Origin of the sequence: Exiguobacterium sp. 9-2, assembly GCF_036287235.1 — a bacterium.
GTDB lineage: Bacteria > Bacillota > Bacilli > Exiguobacteriales > Exiguobacteriaceae > Exiguobacterium_A.
Genome location: NZ_CP142850.1, coordinates 1,329,647 through 1,347,143, shown reverse-complemented (window position 1 = coordinate 1,347,143; position 17,497 = coordinate 1,329,647). Strand labels below are relative to the sequence as shown.

The following is a 17,497-nucleotide window of genomic DNA, read 5'->3' as shown; positions in this document are numbered from 1 at the left end:
GTAAGGGCTAACTGCATGGTCATTCTCCTTTCTAAGGTATGAATGTCTCAATCCAAGTCAAATGATGATTTTTCGTTCATACGGAATTGGAACAAGGTAACGATGAAAATGAAAAGACCGAGAACGAGTGCCATCGCTGAAGCATAGCCCAACTGGAAGTTTCCGAAGGACTTTTGCCAAATGTAGAAGACGGCAGAAGCAGAGGAATACTCCGGTCCCCCTGTAGGCGTCATGACGTTGATTTCCGTAAAGATTTGCGCCCCACCAATAATATTTGTCACGATGATGAAGAAGGTGACCGGTTTAACCATTGGGAGCGTAATATACCAAAAGCAGTGCCACGCATTCGCCCCATCTAATTTTGCTGCTTCATAATACGAACGCGGTACACTCTGCAAGGCTGCCAAATACAAGAGCATCGTATAGCCAAGACCTTTCCAAATCGCCATGACGATCAATGCCGGCTTAACGGTATTGGCATTTTGGAGCCAGTTCGGACCATCAATACCAATCAAGTCCAAGAACTGATTCACCAAACCATAATCACCGTTATATGCCCACTGCCACAAAATCGAGACAGCCGCGATGGAAGAGATAACGGGAATGTAATAGATGACGCGGAACGTATTAGTACCAAAAATCCCTCGATTCAACGCGAGGGCAAGGAGAAGTGCTAATACGATGCCAATTGGAATTCCGATCATCATGAACAGCGTGTTGTACATGGCTTTATAAAAATACTCATCTTGAAACACATTAATAAAATTTTCTAGTCCGATGAACTTCATTTGTCCGAGTCCGTTCCAGTTCGTGAATGCACCATAGAAGGAATACATTAACGGAATTAACGCAAATAGAAAGAACCCAATCACCGGAGCCGCAACGAATAGATAGGCATACCGTTGTTCCGTACGATATAACTTGGGAATCGGTTTTGTCTTCATTGTCTTCCATCCTTTCTACGCTAGAGATTCAGGTGGCGACTTACGCCACCTAAATCATCATCTCTAGTTAGTTCGCCTGTTTCTCTTGTGCGATGGCATCATCTAGCAACTTTTGCATTTTCGGTTGCTCTTTTTTTACATAGTCTTCAACTGATGTTTTTCCATCGAGTACAGGCTGGATGTTTTTGAAGAACTCGTCATACCATTCAGCAGTATACGTTTTTTCTGCCGGGAGACCACGTCCATAATCATTAATCAAATCAAGGAATTCTTGTTTGTTGGCAGGCTTGATTGATGTGTCCTCCACCCAAGTTTTTGCGATTTCCATGCTGTTTGGTAATTGAACTTGCGCATCCACTAAAGCTTGTTGCCCTTCTTGGTTAGCAGATAAGTACATGGCTAGTTCTGTTGCTTCTTTTTGATGTTGCGTCGTTGATCCTACACCAATCCCGAGTGAGCCGACCCACCCTGCTGGTTTACCTGTTGATCCCGCTGGCCACGGAAGAAGGTCATACTCAAACTTCAATTGATCTTTAAAAGCTGCCATATCCCAAGGACCAACAGGGAAAAACGCAAGTTGTCCTTTCATCCAGCGTTGATAGGTATCGAGTGTTTGTGATTCTCCGATTGATGGAGTGATTTTATGCTTTAGTTGCTGGTCTACGAAAAATTGGAGAGCTTCGATGAATTTTGGATCGTCAATCGTTACTTTCGTTCCCTCTTCGTTGATCCAATCTGCTCCGTTGCTCCAAACGAACGGTTGCAATGCCCAGTTCACATTAAATCCTGTACCGTACTGATCCATTTTTCCATCGCCATTCGTATCTTTCGTTAACTTTTTAGCTACTTGAATGAATTCGTCCCATGTGTACGGTTTGTCCTTATCCGGAAGCGGTACCTTCGCTTTCTCGAACATCGTTTTATTATAGCCAAGCGCAAATGGTCCTAAATCTTTGGGTAAACCATATATAGCCCCTTTACCAAGTACCTTTCCATCATAGCGGTACTTATCGACCCCTTTTTTCCAGATGTCTTCTAACTGAATGTCTTTCGATCCTTCGACGTTCTTTGTAATATCTAGTAGTACACCTGAGTTCACGTAAGCTTTGACTTGAGCCGGATTGTAAAAGAAGACATCTGGCACTTTCCGTCCTGCAATTGCAGATTTTAATTTCGTATCATATTGATCTGGAGCTGTTTGTACCATTGTCACTTTAACGTCTTTATTGGCTTCTTCAAATCGTTTTACTGTTGCTTTGTACGCTTTTAATTCTTCAGGATTCCCGCGAAACATGAATGTGAGTTCGACTTTCCCGTCAGCACTTTTGCCATCTCCCGAACAACCAGCTAATGCTATCGATGTAGTCATCAAGGCAGTCATGGTTAGCGCAAACATTTTCTTTGATTTAATGTTCATTGTGAATTCCTCCATTGATTTAGTTTTCAGTGTCAAAGCGGAATTAAGATGTACGTACATATTTATTTAAGTAAAAACAATGTTTTTTATAGCGAAGCCCACACAACGCTATAAGAAAGACAATTAAAACGAGTTAAATGAACAATGAAAGCGTTTTCTGCACAATTTGAGTCTATTACACACATTCGGACATGTCAATTCGATTTTTTGTCATTTATTTCTTTTTTGTACGTACATTTAATTAGTATATCTATTGATTTTCTCTTAAATCCATAGCAAACCGGACAAATATTTGCTAATATGTAAGTACTATCACATCTTGTACGGATAAGTTTGCTGTTACAAGAAAGAAAGCAGGGACGCCTCATGGCACAACGGACAAAATATAGTATCGTTAAAGATCATATTCTCGATTGGATTAAAGATGGCACAGTACGTCCGGGCGAAAAAATTCCTCCTGAAAGTGAGCTTGTACAATCCTTTAAAGTTAGTCGCCACACGATTCGTCAAGCAGTTGGAGAACTTGTAAATGAAGGATACCTGTACCGCGAACAAGGATCAGGAACTTACTGCTCCCAAGTACTTCCTACACTAGAAGCTGAGATAACTGAACGTGCTAATAATGGAAAAAACATTGGTGTCATTACAACGTATATGTCTGATTACATCTTTCCATCTATCATTCGAGGAATTGAATCGCATTTAGCTTCAAAAGGGTACACGCTGACACTTTCGTGCACAAACAATGATGTAGACAAAGAACGTCAATGCCTCGAAATGATGTTAGATCGTCAAATTGATGGATTAATTGTTGAACCCACGAAAAGTAGTAACTATAATCCGAACATCAAATACTATCTAGAACTTGAGCAGCAAAACATTCCCTATTTGATGATCAACCAATATTACTCTCAACTAATGCCTCCTCATCTTATGATGGATGACGAAAGAGGTGGATTTTTAGCAGCGGAACATCTAATCAACCTTGGTCATGAACGAATCATAGGCTTGTTTAAGACAGATGATTTACAGGGTGTTTATCGAATGCGTGGATTCCTTCGTGCGTTTCGTGAGTACAACATTCCCTTAGAGCCAGAATTAATCATTACCTATACAACGGAAGAGTTAATTCCAAGTTTTTATGATTCGATTGGACGTCTCTTTGAAAATGGAAAGCATCGACCAAGTGCTGTGGTTTGTTACAATGACCAATTGGCATTAAGTGTCTTGGATCAGTTACGGAAGCTACATCTATCTGTTCCTCGAGATGTCTCTCTCGTGGGTTATGATGATTCCGTACTTGCAGTGGCAACGGAAGTGAAATTGACTTCGATCATTCACCCGAAACAAGAACTTGGACGCGCTGCAGCAGAACGGATTATTGCAGCGGTGGAAAAAAAAGAAGCCCCTCCATCTCACATTTATGAACCGGAATTAATTATTCGTAACTCAACAGCACCATTTAATCGTCTCGAATCTAAATCTAGTTAATTTTTGAGCAGAACTTCGGGGGAGGTACTTATGAACTTAAGACATGAACAAAACAAACTATTCCAGCTACTTGAATTCACTACTGGACTCGTACAGTTGAACTTCATTTTTTTTATCACCCTTTTACCAGTCATCACGATTTTCCCAGCTCTTTATGCACTAACTGCCGTCACAAGACAATGGTCAGTTCATCAAGATTACAGTGTTTTTCGAGCCTACATTCGTTTCTTTAAAGAAGCGATGCAGTTCCATTTTAAATTCGGTATTTTGTGGACCTTCATCTTACTGTTTTTACTTTTTGACTTTTTAATCATTCGCCACTTAGAGACAGGACAGACCTTCTTATTTACGAGTCTTTCAATCGTCAGTCTGTTCTTCTTGGCTATTTCTGTTTTCTTATTTCCGATTCTCTCGCATTACGATTTGAAAAAAAGGGATGCCCTTAAGCTAGCCCTTTTTAGTCTAGTACGCTATGGATACATTTTATTGTTTTCATTTCTTCTACTAGCAACATTGAGTGTCTTAACATATCAATCACCACTTTATTTGCTGTTCGGCTTTTCATTTGTTATTTTTCTTACTACCAAACTGTATTTGCATCAATTGGATCGCGTGATGCTTGAATCTTAATCGTTGTTGGATCAGAGCTCTCACAATTACAACATATCTGTTTTCTTAGTATGAATTTTAATTTTAAAACATCAAGATAAAGAGAGCTCTCGATCATCGAGAGCTCTCTTTAATTACTTATCAACTATTTTTACATACTTGTATGGGTGATTTTTATAATTTGCTATAAAGTCAAAACCATCTCCATCGTGACCTAATGTTAGAAAGTATGTTTCTGTAGTAGAACTAAGAAATTCATATATCTTTATTTGTTGAAATAACCATACTGTATCCATTAAATGAGTCTAGATAAATCAAGCTTATATACTCGTACAACTCATTTTTATTACTAATCTTAAGTTTGTATAGATAGCAACCTAGAACAATTTCATCCACATTTGATATAGAAGAAATAAAAGTATTTTTTTCATGGCTTAGTACATAAATATATTCCCATAAGACAGTAGTAACGACTGGGAGAATGACTCCTTCAACATCATCTAATAGATATTGAAAAGTATCATCTGCAGCAAGTCTTTCTGCTTTTCTGGAGCTACGATTAGTAAATTGTTCGCTTCTGTAGTCTCTTTAAAAAATTCTTCGTTTCGAAAGCCCGCTAAAAAAATTGTTCGTCCAAATGTTACTGTTCCTCTACAGCCTTGACCATCATTCTTACTGTAATGATCACCATCACACGAATGCTCATAAGCAAAATCAGGGTTATTCGCGACAAAGATAGCATGGGCGATAGAGGCGAGAATACATCCCTGCCATACGTTTTGACGATTTCAAGCACATAATTCATTAATGAAAAATCAGAAGAGTCAACACAAAAATCTTCAGTTTCTTCCCCCTTACGTGACAACCGATAAATTAGCTTTCTTTTGCAAAGAAACTAGATCGTTTACTGTAATTGCGCGATATAATCAAAATTTTAGTTGAAGTTTTTTCTACACTTCTGATGATAACGGTTTTCGATATTTTGGAGTTCCTTTACCCAGTCGCGTATATCTTCCTCACAATGAAGATATTCGGTAGGACTATTGAGCATGTCCATGCCATACACCTTAGTTAAGCCTTGGAAAACTAAAATATCGTAATCTGTAGTCTCCAAACCCTCTTCATTTTCTGATATCATCATCCATTTGTAAGCCCATTCTGAAGCTTCTTCCCTTGGTAGTTGATTTTCTAAAACCGATTCTAATTTCGATATGATGTCATGTATACGAGGCGTCTTCATTTGATTCTCCTTTATTCTCTAAACCTCTAAGATCTTCAATCAGATCATGTATGATTGATGTTTTGTCTTTCAAATAACTATCAGTAACCATTTATACGAGTGGTTTACGGTTAAAATCTACTAACTCATCTGTCTCAAATAAAAGATTTTCAAATCGATCCGCTCCGTGTTTTTCAATATATTTTTCCTCAGATTCAAAAATCGGTACGAACAATACTGGCAATACTGTGTCAGGCTCGTTCCCAACATTAGAATCTGTTTCAAATAGGCAGAAAGATTCATCAAAGTACACAGGACTTGTAACATAAACAGATGAGAACTGATACTTTTCAAATATTCCTTCAGGGAGTGGATAGTATTCTGCTGCATCAAATGCATGTCCTGTTCTCATCGCGTATTCAGCCAATTGCCAGAGTAGAAAAATGATCTCATCCTGAACGTCTGGTTGTTCCGCTGACATCATTATTTCTTGATGCATCAGTGAACCATCTTCCATTTGGAGTGGATGAAAAAGTAATCCAAAGGATGCAATCGTATAGGTTTCCTTGAATGGTGCATCTTTGAATTTCAAGATTTGGACGTTCTTTTGTTCAAGTTCCTCGATTGGAAATGCTTCCGAAAATTCTCCACAATGCTTTTCTAAATGATCAAGATAGTTCATTAAATCAACCTCCATTAAAATTTATGATTACTTGCTTCTAATTGCTGCGTTCATATTCAAAAATCGCCCACGGAAGCCATAAGACTGCTTCTGTCACCTCGCCTAATTCATTACAATAATCTGAGTAACGATCCGCTTCTTCGAACGTATGGATCAAACCATGGCTGTTTAATGAAAAGTTAAAATGGTGACTGAAATCGCGTTCCAGTCCATTACACAAATACGAATGAAATGATCCCGAATCAAATCCTAACACTTCGTACCCGATTATTTGTGCTCCCTCCATATTAACTGGAAGTTGCCGTTGCAAGATTTTTTCTACTCCATAAGGATCAGGATTTTTATTACTAAAAGCCGTTACGTCATCAAGGAAATCCACTCTATACTGTTCGGGCAAACCGATGCTGATGAGGCGTATGTCAGGAAGATGATTCAAAAAACGATCTACGAACGTTTGCGCAGCATCTAAGTTAGAGAACACTTGAGGAAACAACATATCTCCTGTCTTCCGATGTTCTTCTATCCATTGTTCGAGTAACTGAAAGGTATTAAGTGATAGACCGAGTTGCTCCATATAACGTTCTTTCTTTACTTCCACGTTTCCCCATAAGATACTGATGTCAGGATAGTGTGTACAGATGCATTCACTTACGGATAGAACGGACTCAGGAATAACAGCCTTGTCCATGTATTCTTTTCGAGAAGTTGGCAGAATAAGATAATATCCTGCTGATAAATAGTGCATGATTCGGCTCCTTGTCATGTAAAATGAATTCAACGAGTGTAAGTAATGGATTCGGTACGATAGATGAAGTAGAAAGGAAATGAAAACATGGATAAAGATCAAGAAAGAGTGCTCGTCCAATCGTTTTTCGTCAAACGCGTTCAAGAGCGCGTTCTGCATGAACTGTTCACGCCAAAGAAACGAGATATGGCGCTCCAGCGGTTAGATCACCGGTATTTAAGCATGCTGAAGAATGATTATTTGATTGAAATCAAACCACCTAATTCATGGCCTGAAGATACGTATGATTTATTGAAGCAGTACGGTGCACCGGATATGTGCTATTGCCTATCAGAAAACGAGCTGATTAGCGGGAAAACGTTACCTCTCCGTGAAGCACTCGAACACGCTATCGGCTTTGGATTCGCCTCGATCATTTCCTGTATTCCAGGCGAACTAGCGTATTTCGAAGCGGAGCAATCTTTCGGTCCACCACCTCGCTATCTATTGAAGAAACCAAGCAATCGGTAAATATCGTCTTTCATCCATGCTTGGTTTCTAACAACTACGTCACGTGGTCGTACGCCAAAATTTGCTGAATGCATATCATCATCCTCATGTTCCTCTTAGTCTGCTTCGTATATGCCCTCTCTGAAGTCGTACACTTGACTCCATATCTTGATTTTAGTGCCATTGATTGTCACCGTATCCTTCGTCCACTTCACTTCTTTTATTTCGCGACAAGGATACTCCCAGTACATTCTACGCTTTTCTCCGTTCTTATTTTCCATAATGCCGAGCATTGCATAATCCACCGTCGCACCACCATTTGCGCGGTAAAAGCGAACCGTATACGCCTGATCGGGCGATGTACTTTTTGAGATATATTCTTCTTTTGGAACAACATTGATATCAACTAAGAAAAATAGTCGATAGATCATCCATACAATATATACAGCCAAACTTATGCCAACTACTATTCCAGTTATTTTCAGCTTTTTTCTCACTTTTCAAAAACTCCAATTTTTAATTATTCATCAAAATTTAAACGATTAGTCGCCCCAAAAACAAATCAACGCGTTCTGATAGACAGATGCGATACACATTCGCTTCAGCAACTCTAAAAATTGATGCAGTTCCATTACTCGTTTGTCTGACTGATGCATCACCCACGGCTCATTCGCATAATAATTCGCTTGATTCATCATCCACGCTTCCTTCGGTGTGCAATAGCGTTGAATAAGTAGTTCGCAAACTCCGATCAACTCATTCACTTCTCTCGCTCCAAACAACTTATCAGTGTAAGGATCGAGATTAATCAAGAGATCGCAACGATTAGATATCCTTGCGAAGTCTTCTTTCAAAAAGCGTTGGACGTTACTCGGATACCAGAGAATCTCTTTTTCATTTTCTGGCATTTCTTTTAAACTTGTACTAATTCCAAACATGATGTCCTCCCTTTTATCATCCGACCGGATGTCAATCATAGTAGTCGATGCCGTCTCCTTTCGGAAGAAACGCTTTTACCTTGTCTTCAGTATCAAAACAAGCTTCATTCGAAAACAGGTAATAGCCCATGAAATCATGCTCCATCGTGATGAATGACATCTCTTTTGTCGCACGAATGACAGGAACGATACGTTCTTTTTTGAAAAACCATCCTTTGACCATTTTCCGTTCAAACGTCAGGAGATTCGTAAAGGATAGGAAGTAAAAATCATTCACAGCTGCATACCAATACGTTTCGTCCAGTAGACGCTCAAGTTCGCTTATATAGTTTACCTGAACGCTATAATAAGGACTGCTCTTACCTGGTTGAACCTTTGTATAGCATAGGTTTTCCTTCTGAAAAAATGGTTCCACCTCTTCATTGGTAAAACCACCGCCGAACGTAACGAATAGTGGAAAGCGATTCAGACGCGTCAAAAAATGCTTCAGTACTTCATTGGAGTCATTTTGATAGTCACGTTTCTCGTCATTCGGAATACATCCCATCGAATAAATCGACTTAACAGCACCTGGTGGATCAATATCGAGATAGTGGTCTTTGACCACTTTTGCATGATTCGTATGTTCATCGAGATAGATATATAACATAAAAATTCCTCCACGTATTCTGCTAGATCCATCTACATAATTCAACTGCTTGTTTCATCAATAGAATTCAATGGTACCATCGTCAGAAAAGATTGCTTTCACCTTGTCCTCGGTATTAAAACAGGCTTCATTCGAAAACAGATAATAGCCCATGAAATCATGCTCCATCGTGATGAACGACATCTCTTTCGTCGCACGAATGACGGGAACGGTACGTTCTTTTTTGAAAAACCATCCTTTGACCATTCTCAGCTCAAACGTCAAGAGATTCGTAAACGATATAAAGAAGTCTTCGTTCACAGCCCCATACCAATAGGTCTCATCTAACAATAACTCCAGTTCGCTCGCATCATGCACCTGAACGCTATAGTATAAGTTCTTATTTGGTCGAACCTTTGTATACGATAGATCGTGCTTTTGAAAAAACGGCTCGACCTCCTCGTCCGTAAAACCTCCACCGAACGTGACGAAAATCGGGTAGCGATTGAGACGCGTCAAAAATTGTTTCAGGACTTGATTTGAATCGCCTTGATAGTCTCTTTTAGTTTCCATATCCGGTAGACAACCCATCGAATAGATGAAGTCGATACGTTCTGGTCGATCAACGTACAAGTATCTGTCCTTAAACACTTGTGCGTGATCCATACGCTTCTCAAAATAGACATATAACACGATGCCACTCCTCTCTCAATCACTTTATTACCGCTCGATTTTATCGTCTGGAAAGAGTGCTTCTATTCGATTACTGGCACTACTCTCTTTTTTTAATTAACCACCGTCTTACTTTTGTCATTTCAAACTTCAAAGTGAACCTTTTAAACCAAAGCCGCTATGAATCAGCGGCTTCTTAGTTTTCACTCTGTTTCGTGATCAAAATATGCGTTCTTTCAGGAATCTCAATGTCTTCTAACTGATCAAGTGCCAATGATAACGTCATACTTTTCACTTGCGGATCGGACTCTTCCCCAATCCAACAGGTATACAATTCAAACGATTCGCCCTCGTCTAAGAAGTCACTCATGAGCGTAAACAAATAACGCAGCTTTTCTTTCGATTCCAGTGCAATTTCGGAATCAAAAGGTTCAACGATCTCGATGCCCCAGTGACTCGAAATTTCATATACATACCATTTATGAAAATGCTTCGTTTTTACTTCATACAGACAGTCTTGATCCGCAAAACAGGGGCCGATATATAAAGGAACGGTTTCACCTTTTTCATCTAAATTGAGATACTGTTCAGGAATTTGTCTCTCCATACAGATATATGATGCTAAGCTCATTATGCTTCCTCCTTCTGTATGATGTTTCCATCGTCTATCTTTCCAAAATGCGCGATCTTTCCATTCGTACAAAAGTGATCGAGCATGCCAAATCGATCCATCGCATCGTGAGTAACGATGAAGTTATACGCCATCAATAACGAGAATTCAGACATAAAGTCCTCAAGCGTTTGCTGTGATGGACGTGCATATTTCGAAAATAATCCTGACGTGACTTCTCTTCGATTCAGCAAATGCAATAAATGTTCTTCAAATACCGTTTGCCAATTGGTATCGTGCAATGTCATCACGTGAATCGAATCATCATTATCTAAGACACCTCGACCACAAAAGGCAACCTCGACCGGAAACGTGGCGTGTGGTAAAATCGCATCAAAAAAGTTCTCATATTCTGTCCCTGCGTCATCGAGCTCCTCATATGCGACTCCATACATCGAGACACAATCGTTTGTGACCCGGACGATTCCTTGTCCTTGTTTTTTGGACGATGAGTGTCACCTCTGCTTCAGTTGCCATTTCTTGCTGTTCGATGACAAGATGTTCGAGAAATCTGTCAAGCTGCGCGGCGTCGGTCATGATGAAGTGGGAACGAACCGTCCAATCCGATAAATCATGAATATTTGGATTCTGCTTGATTGGTCGTTCTAGTAACTTCACTTCAAACGGATACGAATGCTGACTCACCTGAAGACGGATGAGGTCTTGCCAATCGTCGCGTGGTAGCAATTCCCGGAACACATCGATCCAGTCGTTTCGGTCAAGTAGCATCCTATTCTTATTTTTCATCTTTCATCCGACCTTCTAGTTTGCTACAAAGATAGCCCACGATATGTTCATGCGTCGTCCGTTCTTCAAGATCATCATTGTCGACTAATTCATTGATTGTCTCCGAGATGACCTGCCATAATGCGGTTCCGTGATATTCGTCGTATGGTGTTCTCACTTCCGGTCCTCCTTTTATCCTCTTCGGATTTCATTCGAAAAACTCTCCGTTCTTTGAAACGCAGAGATCATGTCTTCTCCAAATAACGTGATGCTACCCTCCCACGGGTGACCGAGGTACCCCCAGCGAAAATCACGAGCGATGAAAAAGGAGTAATCGCCATCTGGAACTGCTGGAATCATCCAGTCTCCTTCTTCATTTCGAAGAAACGTGCGCCTTGGGTCGATCCAGTATCCTTGATGATTCCAATCGAGTGCCATCACGCGTTCTCCTTCAACGGTCAGCTCGGTCAGAATACGCTTTAACGTTTGCTCGATCTCTTCGCGTTTCTCGTAATCCACTTCATATGTAATGAACGGACTTGGGGAGTGGTATGAGGGGAAAACCGTCGTACTAGGCGAGAATTGAAATTGTTGATCAATGACGTGCCATATCTTCTTGTCCTCCGCTTGCGTCATCGGAATCCAGCTCCATGGTTTCCCTTCACCAATCAGATCGAACGTCATTCCTTCAGGATAGAGAACGGTGTACGCTTCTCCTTCTGATACCGCGATGATCGGTTCGCCTCGCACATTGTGTTCCTTCATCCCTTCAAAAATCAGAGAAACGGCTGCCTCGACATCAAGGACATAGTAAAAGATATTCGTCGTGCCACTTCCTATATCTCCCCCTTCACAGTAGCCGTTTCCTGTATGAAGCAGACCTTCATCGATTATCTCTTCCATCATATGGCGACGCTCGAGTGCTGCTTCTGCCTGACCCTCGTCATAAGGAAACTGGACGATTAGTTCCCGGTAATCTGCCTCGTTCAGCTCGCGATAGCCTTGACGTTCAAACTTCTCGATCAGCTGCAAAATCTGTACACCTAATCGTTTGAAGCGCGAGACACGCATCTGTCCTATGTCTTCCGCTCTCACCCACTCTCCAACGATTCCTTGATGTTGAATGATGAGGCGTCCCTCCGTATAGATTGTTTGGTAGAGTGTATCCGAGCCGTTTTGTTTTGTCAGTTGGATCATGAGTGGTTTCGCTCCCTTCCATCACAACACGTTTACATCTGCTAGTATGAATAACGTCCTATTCTGACCATACCGACAAACGGGTCCGTGGATCATTGTCATCGGTCACCCACTTAATTCCGGAATATCCACGTTTCACAGCGTTCTCATAAAACGCTTCGGATACGTGCTGCTCCTTGCAATAGATATCAACGTACGTGCAGTCATAAATCAACATCGCGATGTGACATTTGCTTTCCTGAAACCACTCATACGTCATTCCTACTTCTTCAGTCTGACCACTTTGAAATGCAAACAATTCAGCAAAGATTAGGTAATTGCTAGGTCCCCTTAGCCATTTCGCTAGTTCACGTCCTGTTACGTTCTGATCGACCGAAAACTCTTCTAAACTGTCATACAACTCCCCGTCCATGGTTTGGATTGGAAAATCAAAATTACGAAGAAACCAATCATACTCTTTCATTTCAATCGCACTTAATATGTCGATCAAGATACGCCCCGGTTCATTCGGGATTTCAAATGACACACCACGCAGACTCATCGAATCCCCTCTTTCTATCTTGTCATAAGAAGGCTACCGTATGAAAACACTGTAGTTCTTGTTCTTCACTTGAACTTCCCCACGTGCAGACGGCGTAACCTTGTGCGGTCAATGTCGTGACCATCTCGACGACTGGCAAACCTCCACTCTCTGTTAAGCCGAAGTCAAGCACCTGATCAAGTAACTCCTGACAGTGTGACGGTCGATCATGATTCGCACAAATAATGGTATACCTAGATGGAGAGTCACTAATCATTTCAATGGCTCTCGAAAGCTGTTCGAGACCAAATTCAGCGATACCGACGTAATACGGTTCTTCTCCAACTTGGACTGGTACTTCTATTCGGGATGTGAAGCCATCAAGCATCTCTTCTCGTTCGAGCAAACGCCACAGTTTGTAATAATCAAAGATTCTTTTTGACTGGAACCCATTTCCGGCACACACTACTAAATAAAAGCGATAAGTGCTCAGCTCATGCTTTTGCCTTAGCTCGTTACGGAACATTTCACTACTTATTTGTTTGAACTGGACGATTTCTTCTGGAAACAAAAGCATCTCACCGACCACACATAGACAACGAATTGATGAGCTCGCATCCGCAAGCCAAGGGAAGATACGTGTCGCATCGCTATGCTCTTCGATATACGTTTTCATGAAAAATCTTCTTTTTCAATCCCACTGACACGATACGCTTTGATACGTTTCAAACTGTAGATACACGAGTTGATTCGTACCAAGATGAGTGAGTCTGAGTGATTGTTGTGATGGTTGCGTATAAGCCAATTCGAATCTGACACCTTCGATCTTCTTCAATAAAAAATAAGCCCAGTGCCGATCGTATTCATTCTCAGACAAAACATCCCATAACGCATCCTCACAACGATTCGCCTCGTAGATATACAATTTCATGATCGTATTCTCCGCTATCACGGGTAACCCCGCAAATACGGGAGCGTTCGGAATTCGCGGTTTCTGGATGACCAAGGTATAGCCATCTTTCAGAAGACGATCCAATTGTTCACGGCTATCCGGTATCTCCTCTTTGATGACGGAAGACGGGAGTTCTCTGATTCGGATCGGTAACCCCACCTCATATTCAAAAGGATCGTCGAGTGCGAGTAAGTCTTCACGCAAATAGATTGTTCTCATGAGATCATCCTCACATTCTTTTATGGAATGCTTTGAGATTACAAGCGCGCCATGCATCACGAACGATATTTTGGAAAGTCGTCGCCTGGCGTTTGAGTTTCAACGTTCTATAGTCGAAGCAATAGACGGCTTCGTCTGGACGCTCTTTCAATACCGCATAATATTCATTCTGTCTAAACGACGATCCAAAAAAGAAATACTTGTCGCGAATCGCATCGAACTCGGTTAACGCGTATTCCTCGAGACTGACGGAGAGATTGCCTTGAATCTCATGCGATAACCCGTTCCAGCTCGTCAACGGAATACCGTATAAGTTCAACTCTTCGGCAAAACGCACACCGTTACAGACTCTCAAAATATCTTTATACCACTCCGGAATTGCAAAATGATCGGTCTCGAATGCTTGGATACGAGCTTCTGGACAGGGACTTTCCACTGCCACTTGATAGTTTTGAATGGAGGATGAATAATCATACAAATACAGTTTGTGCTCCACCTTCTGACCTTCAATCGGAATACTGTACTTCAAGGATTTTTGATCGTTCACATAAAATAATCGCATCGCCTGAAGGATACTCGTAAGAAAGGCATCGTCAGGCAAAGCAGTGTTCTGATGATTCAGTCGTGGTACGTCGACGTCTTCCAGCGATAATTCTTCCTCGTCATCGTGTTCTTCAAAAGCTTCATGTTCTCCGAGGACGATCGCGATGCCTGTCACGTTCCCGTCTTCTCGGCGGACGAGGACTTCATAGTGTCCGTCCCCCATCAACTGAACGGCGACACCGAACGGAAACAGGAAGATCTCGTCTTCCATCATTTCGTCTGAAATTGCGATATAGAACGGGTCGATTTCTTCGTCGAACTCCAAGGTATTTCGAATCTCCCAGTCGATGGCTTCCCGTCTCCCGTAATCAGCTGTGTTCATGACAACGAGCTGCGCTGAATCAACAACGACTAGATCGGATAACGGCTCGAAAGCCGATGGAGCCACTTCCGCTTCTTCATTCCTCGTCAGGTAAAGCAAATTGATCGATTCGAACTCATCTTCGTTATAGAAGACCGTCCAAATCGAACCTTGATCAACCGGTATCGTCACGTTGTACTCTATATCCGGCTCAAGGAAAGCCGGATCCGAGACGATCAGATTTCCTTCCCGACTTGTAAACGTGCCTAATTTTTTCATGGTGTATACCTCTTTCTTAAATATAACGGAGAGGGGGCATTTCTAACCTGTTAATGCCATTAGATTAATCAAATTTAATCCTTTAATTCTTGTTGCATGCGCCACTCCATGAATCCGGTGGTGTGTTCTTCTCGGAAACGAACCCAGTACGTTAAGGTTTGATTCAACTTCTGCCATTCGATGATACATTCCGATTTGAAAACTACATCATCGAGTTGCTCGATTAGCAACCGAGCCTCAGTTAAAAATGCTGCATCCTCTTCTATTTCTCCTAAATACAAATCTTCATCGAGATGATGGAAGGAATACCATAACCCGTATAAATGATGGTCAATCATTCTCTCGATCGCTAACTGCTCCCGCCTTCCCCCACGCGTAATTGCCTCTTGTAAGTAGATGAAACGGTCATCTTCATCAAAAAAGAGACCATACCAGCGATACGGTCGAACGTCATCCGGCAACTCTTTCATCCACTGATTCAAGATAGGTTTTAGAAGGCGTTTTTGTATCGGATGAATCAAAAGGACCGAAACGTCTGACTCTCCTTCACACGTTAACAGCAACCAACTCACATACGTCCGTTGTCTTTCGAAATCCCACGCATTCGCTTCTTCAATGAATTCGTCGATATGTACTAACCACTCTTTGCGCAAGCCGCGTTCTTTCGCAAGAAGAGCATTATGTAAACGTGGTATCTCAGAAACGACAGGATCTTGTAGTAACTTATTTAGAAGCGACATGTTTCATCTCCTTTTAAAGAGTGCTATTATTCCACTTTCATATTTTGTCTTGTTTTTCGAAGATGAGACCATAATAATACTCCCGTGCTTATCGAAAGAATCGGGAAAAGATACGGGATGTACGATTCCTGCTGATGAATCACGTGCATGAAAAAGTAACTAATGAAGCAGACACTTCGAAGCCATGTAGGGAGGTAACCTTTACTGAGAAAACCTAAAAACATCAAGAGTATACCCATTCCAAATACTACAGTTGGTAAGACAGAGAAAGGTGTTACTAACTGAAATATACCTAGTCCTATAAGTAGATAGGCGAACCACGATGTCCGTCGTCGAAACTTCTCGCGTTCCTTTCGTCCAGGTTGCATCCCGTAGATATCATCTTGTCTGTATCCCTCCGCCTGTTTCTCTGCAATCAATTCATTCAGTCTTCGTTTTGCTTGACGCCGAAACGTGTATCGTTCTTCCATTGAATCACTGACATCCTGATCGAGTTTCCATTGCTCAGTGACACCGTGATACATCTGAATCGTTCGACCATCGCGATACATAAACCAGAAATAGGTGATGCCATCCACTTGCTTACTAAGTGTGACAATCATTTTTTCATCATCCTTAATCCATTAAGATAATCTTCTTTTATCCATAGCGATAGATACGCCACACATCTGACATTCTATCGACTTGTTTCAAAACGCCCAAATCCTATTAACCTTCTAAATCGGCTAGGACATCTTCCGGATCAAGTTCGATCCCGACGAGCTCAGTTCCCCAGTTCAACCCACAATATAGTCCATCGTCAATCATGTTCGGTAACCAGCCATCCATGAACAGATCCAGATCCAAGCGAATTAGATGATAGTCCGCCCATTCCTTCATCTGCAACGCTTTCGCCCCTGCTTCCGTCGAAAAGAATAACAGCACGTCCGTTTCCTCTTGATTCGACGGACAATACGCCCAGCCCGACTGTTCAAACTTCGATAGACCATAGACAGCGTCCGTTTCAAGAACTGTCTGTAAGAAGTCTTCTGCTTGTTCCGCACTCTGCTCCATTTGTTGTTCCTTTTCAATGAACGCCATCAACGTTGGTGCTACCGGAAACAGCTCTTGTTCCTCATGATCCCACCAGACGATCGTCTTTGTGTCCGGAAATTGATACCCGAGTTCGTCACCCGTTCCGTCCGCCGCAATCCGCAAGAACCCTTCTGGATACTCTTCTGCATCGGTCAAGTTGACACGAACAAGATCATCCCATGTTCGCTTGATATACTGCTCGTCCTTGATTGGATGAAACTCCCATTCGCCGACGTTGAACTTGTTTTCGCGCTTGTACCGGTTTCGTAGTTCTTTTGGAAGCTCGCAACCGAGTGCTGTCTCTACCTCTTGTAGTCTCTCTTCTGTAACACCAGGTAATCCACTCTGATATATCATTCTGTATGACTCCTTTTATCTTCAA

Annotated in this window: 24 protein-coding genes; 3 read left to right on the top strand and 21 right to left on the bottom strand. The window is 41.5% G+C overall.

Features of this window, described 5'->3' with window-relative positions; all coding sequences use genetic code 11:
• Positions 1-47 precede the first annotated feature (47 nt).
• The gene (locus VJ374_RS06980; protein ID WP_035408306.1) at positions 48-944 is read right to left on the bottom strand and encodes a carbohydrate ABC transporter permease; all 897 of its coding nucleotides are present in this window, start codon (positions 942-944) and stop codon (positions 48-50) included.
• Positions 945-1,011: 67 nt separating this feature from the next.
• On the bottom strand, positions 1,012-2,355 hold the full coding sequence (locus tag VJ374_RS06975) for an ABC transporter substrate-binding protein (RefSeq protein WP_156358989.1): 1,344 nt from the start codon (positions 2,353-2,355) through the stop codon (positions 1,012-1,014).
• Between the two features lie 372 nt (positions 2,356-2,727).
• Between VJ374_RS06975 and VJ374_RS06970 the strand changes: the two genes are divergently transcribed.
• Positions 2,728-3,852 (top strand): GntR family transcriptional regulator, encoded by a 1,125-nt coding sequence (locus tag VJ374_RS06970; RefSeq protein ID WP_047395681.1) that lies wholly within the window; start codon positions 2,728-2,730, stop codon positions 3,850-3,852.
• Between the two features lie 30 nt (positions 3,853-3,882).
• Positions 3,883-4,482, top strand: a complete 600-nt coding sequence (locus VJ374_RS06965) for a DUF624 domain-containing protein (RefSeq protein ID WP_329470783.1) — start codon at positions 3,883-3,885, stop codon at positions 4,480-4,482.
• Between the two features lie 913 nt (positions 4,483-5,395).
• Here the strand turns inward: VJ374_RS06965 and VJ374_RS06960 are convergent.
• The 3 genes from VJ374_RS06960 to VJ374_RS06950 all read right to left on the bottom strand — a co-directional run bounded on the left by VJ374_RS06960 (position 5,396) and on the right by VJ374_RS06950 (position 7,107).
• Positions 5,396-5,701, bottom strand: a complete 306-nt coding sequence (locus VJ374_RS06960; protein WP_052169499.1) for a hypothetical protein — start codon at positions 5,699-5,701, stop codon at positions 5,396-5,398.
• Between the two features lie 91 nt (positions 5,702-5,792).
• Positions 5,793-6,362 carry a suppressor of fused domain protein gene (locus tag VJ374_RS06955; protein WP_329470782.1) on the bottom strand — a complete coding sequence of 190 codons (570 nt, stop codon included), beginning with the start codon at positions 6,360-6,362 and terminating at the stop codon, positions 5,793-5,795.
• 37 nt (positions 6,363-6,399) lie between these two features.
• Positions 6,400-7,107: a hypothetical protein gene (locus tag VJ374_RS06950; protein ID WP_329470781.1), complete on the bottom strand. Its 708-nt coding sequence runs from the start codon at positions 7,105-7,107 to the stop codon at positions 6,400-6,402.
• Between the two features lie 87 nt (positions 7,108-7,194).
• Here VJ374_RS06950 and VJ374_RS06945 point away from each other — a divergent pair, with 87 nt between their 5' ends.
• Positions 7,195-7,617 (top strand): hypothetical protein, encoded by a 423-nt coding sequence (locus VJ374_RS06945; protein ID WP_329470780.1) that lies wholly within the window; start codon positions 7,195-7,197, stop codon positions 7,615-7,617.
• A 95-nt stretch (positions 7,618-7,712) separates the two neighbouring features.
• Here VJ374_RS06945 and VJ374_RS06940 read toward each other — a convergent pair whose 3' ends face one another.
• The 16 genes from VJ374_RS06940 to VJ374_RS06865 all read right to left on the bottom strand — a co-directional run bounded on the left by VJ374_RS06940 (position 7,713) and on the right by VJ374_RS06865 (position 17,472).
• Positions 7,713-8,093, bottom strand: a complete 381-nt coding sequence (locus VJ374_RS06940; protein ID WP_290773690.1) for a DUF5412 family protein — start codon at positions 8,091-8,093, stop codon at positions 7,713-7,715.
• Between the two features lie 45 nt (positions 8,094-8,138).
• The gene (locus VJ374_RS06935; protein WP_329470779.1) at positions 8,139-8,534 is read right to left on the bottom strand and encodes a hypothetical protein; all 396 of its coding nucleotides are present in this window, start codon (positions 8,532-8,534) and stop codon (positions 8,139-8,141) included.
• A 31-nt stretch (positions 8,535-8,565) separates the two neighbouring features.
• Complete coding sequence (locus VJ374_RS06930) at positions 8,566-9,183, bottom strand: hypothetical protein (RefSeq protein WP_329470776.1); 618 nt, start codon at positions 9,181-9,183, stop codon at positions 8,566-8,568.
• Between the two features lie 57 nt (positions 9,184-9,240).
• A complete protein-coding gene (locus VJ374_RS06925) occupies positions 9,241-9,855 on the bottom strand; it encodes a hypothetical protein (RefSeq protein WP_329470774.1) in 615 nt (204 codons plus the stop codon).
• A gap of 175 nt (positions 9,856-10,030) precedes the next feature.
• The gene (locus VJ374_RS06920; protein ID WP_035408320.1) at positions 10,031-10,465 is read right to left on the bottom strand and encodes a hypothetical protein; all 435 of its coding nucleotides are present in this window, start codon (positions 10,463-10,465) and stop codon (positions 10,031-10,033) included.
• Positions 10,465-10,899, bottom strand: coding sequence for a hypothetical protein (locus tag VJ374_RS06915; RefSeq protein WP_329470772.1), 435 nt, complete (start codon positions 10,897-10,899; stop codon positions 10,465-10,467). The genes VJ374_RS06920 and VJ374_RS06915 overlap by 1 nt, the downstream gene beginning before the upstream one ends.
• A complete protein-coding gene (locus VJ374_RS06910; protein ID WP_329470770.1) occupies positions 10,880-11,251 on the bottom strand; it encodes a hypothetical protein in 372 nt (123 codons plus the stop codon). The genes VJ374_RS06915 and VJ374_RS06910 overlap by 20 nt, the downstream gene beginning before the upstream one ends.
• Complete coding sequence (locus tag VJ374_RS06905) at positions 11,241-11,408, bottom strand: hypothetical protein (RefSeq protein WP_167368361.1); 168 nt, start codon at positions 11,406-11,408, stop codon at positions 11,241-11,243. The genes VJ374_RS06910 and VJ374_RS06905 overlap by 11 nt, the downstream gene beginning before the upstream one ends.
• Before the next feature lie 14 nt (positions 11,409-11,422).
• Entirely contained in the window at positions 11,423-12,427 is a 1,005-nt protein-coding gene (locus VJ374_RS06900; protein ID WP_329470768.1) for a DUF2716 domain-containing protein, read from the bottom strand.
• Positions 12,428-12,485: 58 nt separating this feature from the next.
• On the bottom strand, positions 12,486-12,953 hold the full coding sequence (locus VJ374_RS06895; protein ID WP_329470767.1) for a DUF2691 family protein: 468 nt from the start codon (positions 12,951-12,953) through the stop codon (positions 12,486-12,488).
• A gap of 37 nt (positions 12,954-12,990) precedes the next feature.
• On the bottom strand, positions 12,991-13,623 hold the full coding sequence (locus VJ374_RS06890) for a hypothetical protein (protein WP_329470765.1): 633 nt from the start codon (positions 13,621-13,623) through the stop codon (positions 12,991-12,993).
• 15 nt (positions 13,624-13,638) lie between these two features.
• Positions 13,639-14,118, bottom strand: a complete 480-nt coding sequence (locus VJ374_RS06885) for a hypothetical protein (protein ID WP_329470764.1) — start codon at positions 14,116-14,118, stop codon at positions 13,639-13,641.
• Positions 14,119-14,128: 10 nt separating this feature from the next.
• The gene (locus VJ374_RS06880; RefSeq protein WP_329470762.1) at positions 14,129-15,301 is read right to left on the bottom strand and encodes an SMI1/KNR4 family protein; all 1,173 of its coding nucleotides are present in this window, start codon (positions 15,299-15,301) and stop codon (positions 14,129-14,131) included.
• A gap of 74 nt (positions 15,302-15,375) precedes the next feature.
• Positions 15,376-16,041 (bottom strand): hypothetical protein, encoded by a 666-nt coding sequence (locus VJ374_RS06875; protein WP_329470761.1) that lies wholly within the window; start codon positions 16,039-16,041, stop codon positions 15,376-15,378.
• Between the two features lie 26 nt (positions 16,042-16,067).
• Complete coding sequence (locus VJ374_RS06870) at positions 16,068-16,643, bottom strand: hypothetical protein (RefSeq protein WP_329470759.1); 576 nt, start codon at positions 16,641-16,643, stop codon at positions 16,068-16,070.
• 106 nt (positions 16,644-16,749) lie between these two features.
• A complete protein-coding gene (locus VJ374_RS06865; protein WP_308101387.1) occupies positions 16,750-17,472 on the bottom strand; it encodes a DUF2750 domain-containing protein in 723 nt (240 codons plus the stop codon).
• Positions 17,473-17,497: the final 25 nt, after the last annotated feature.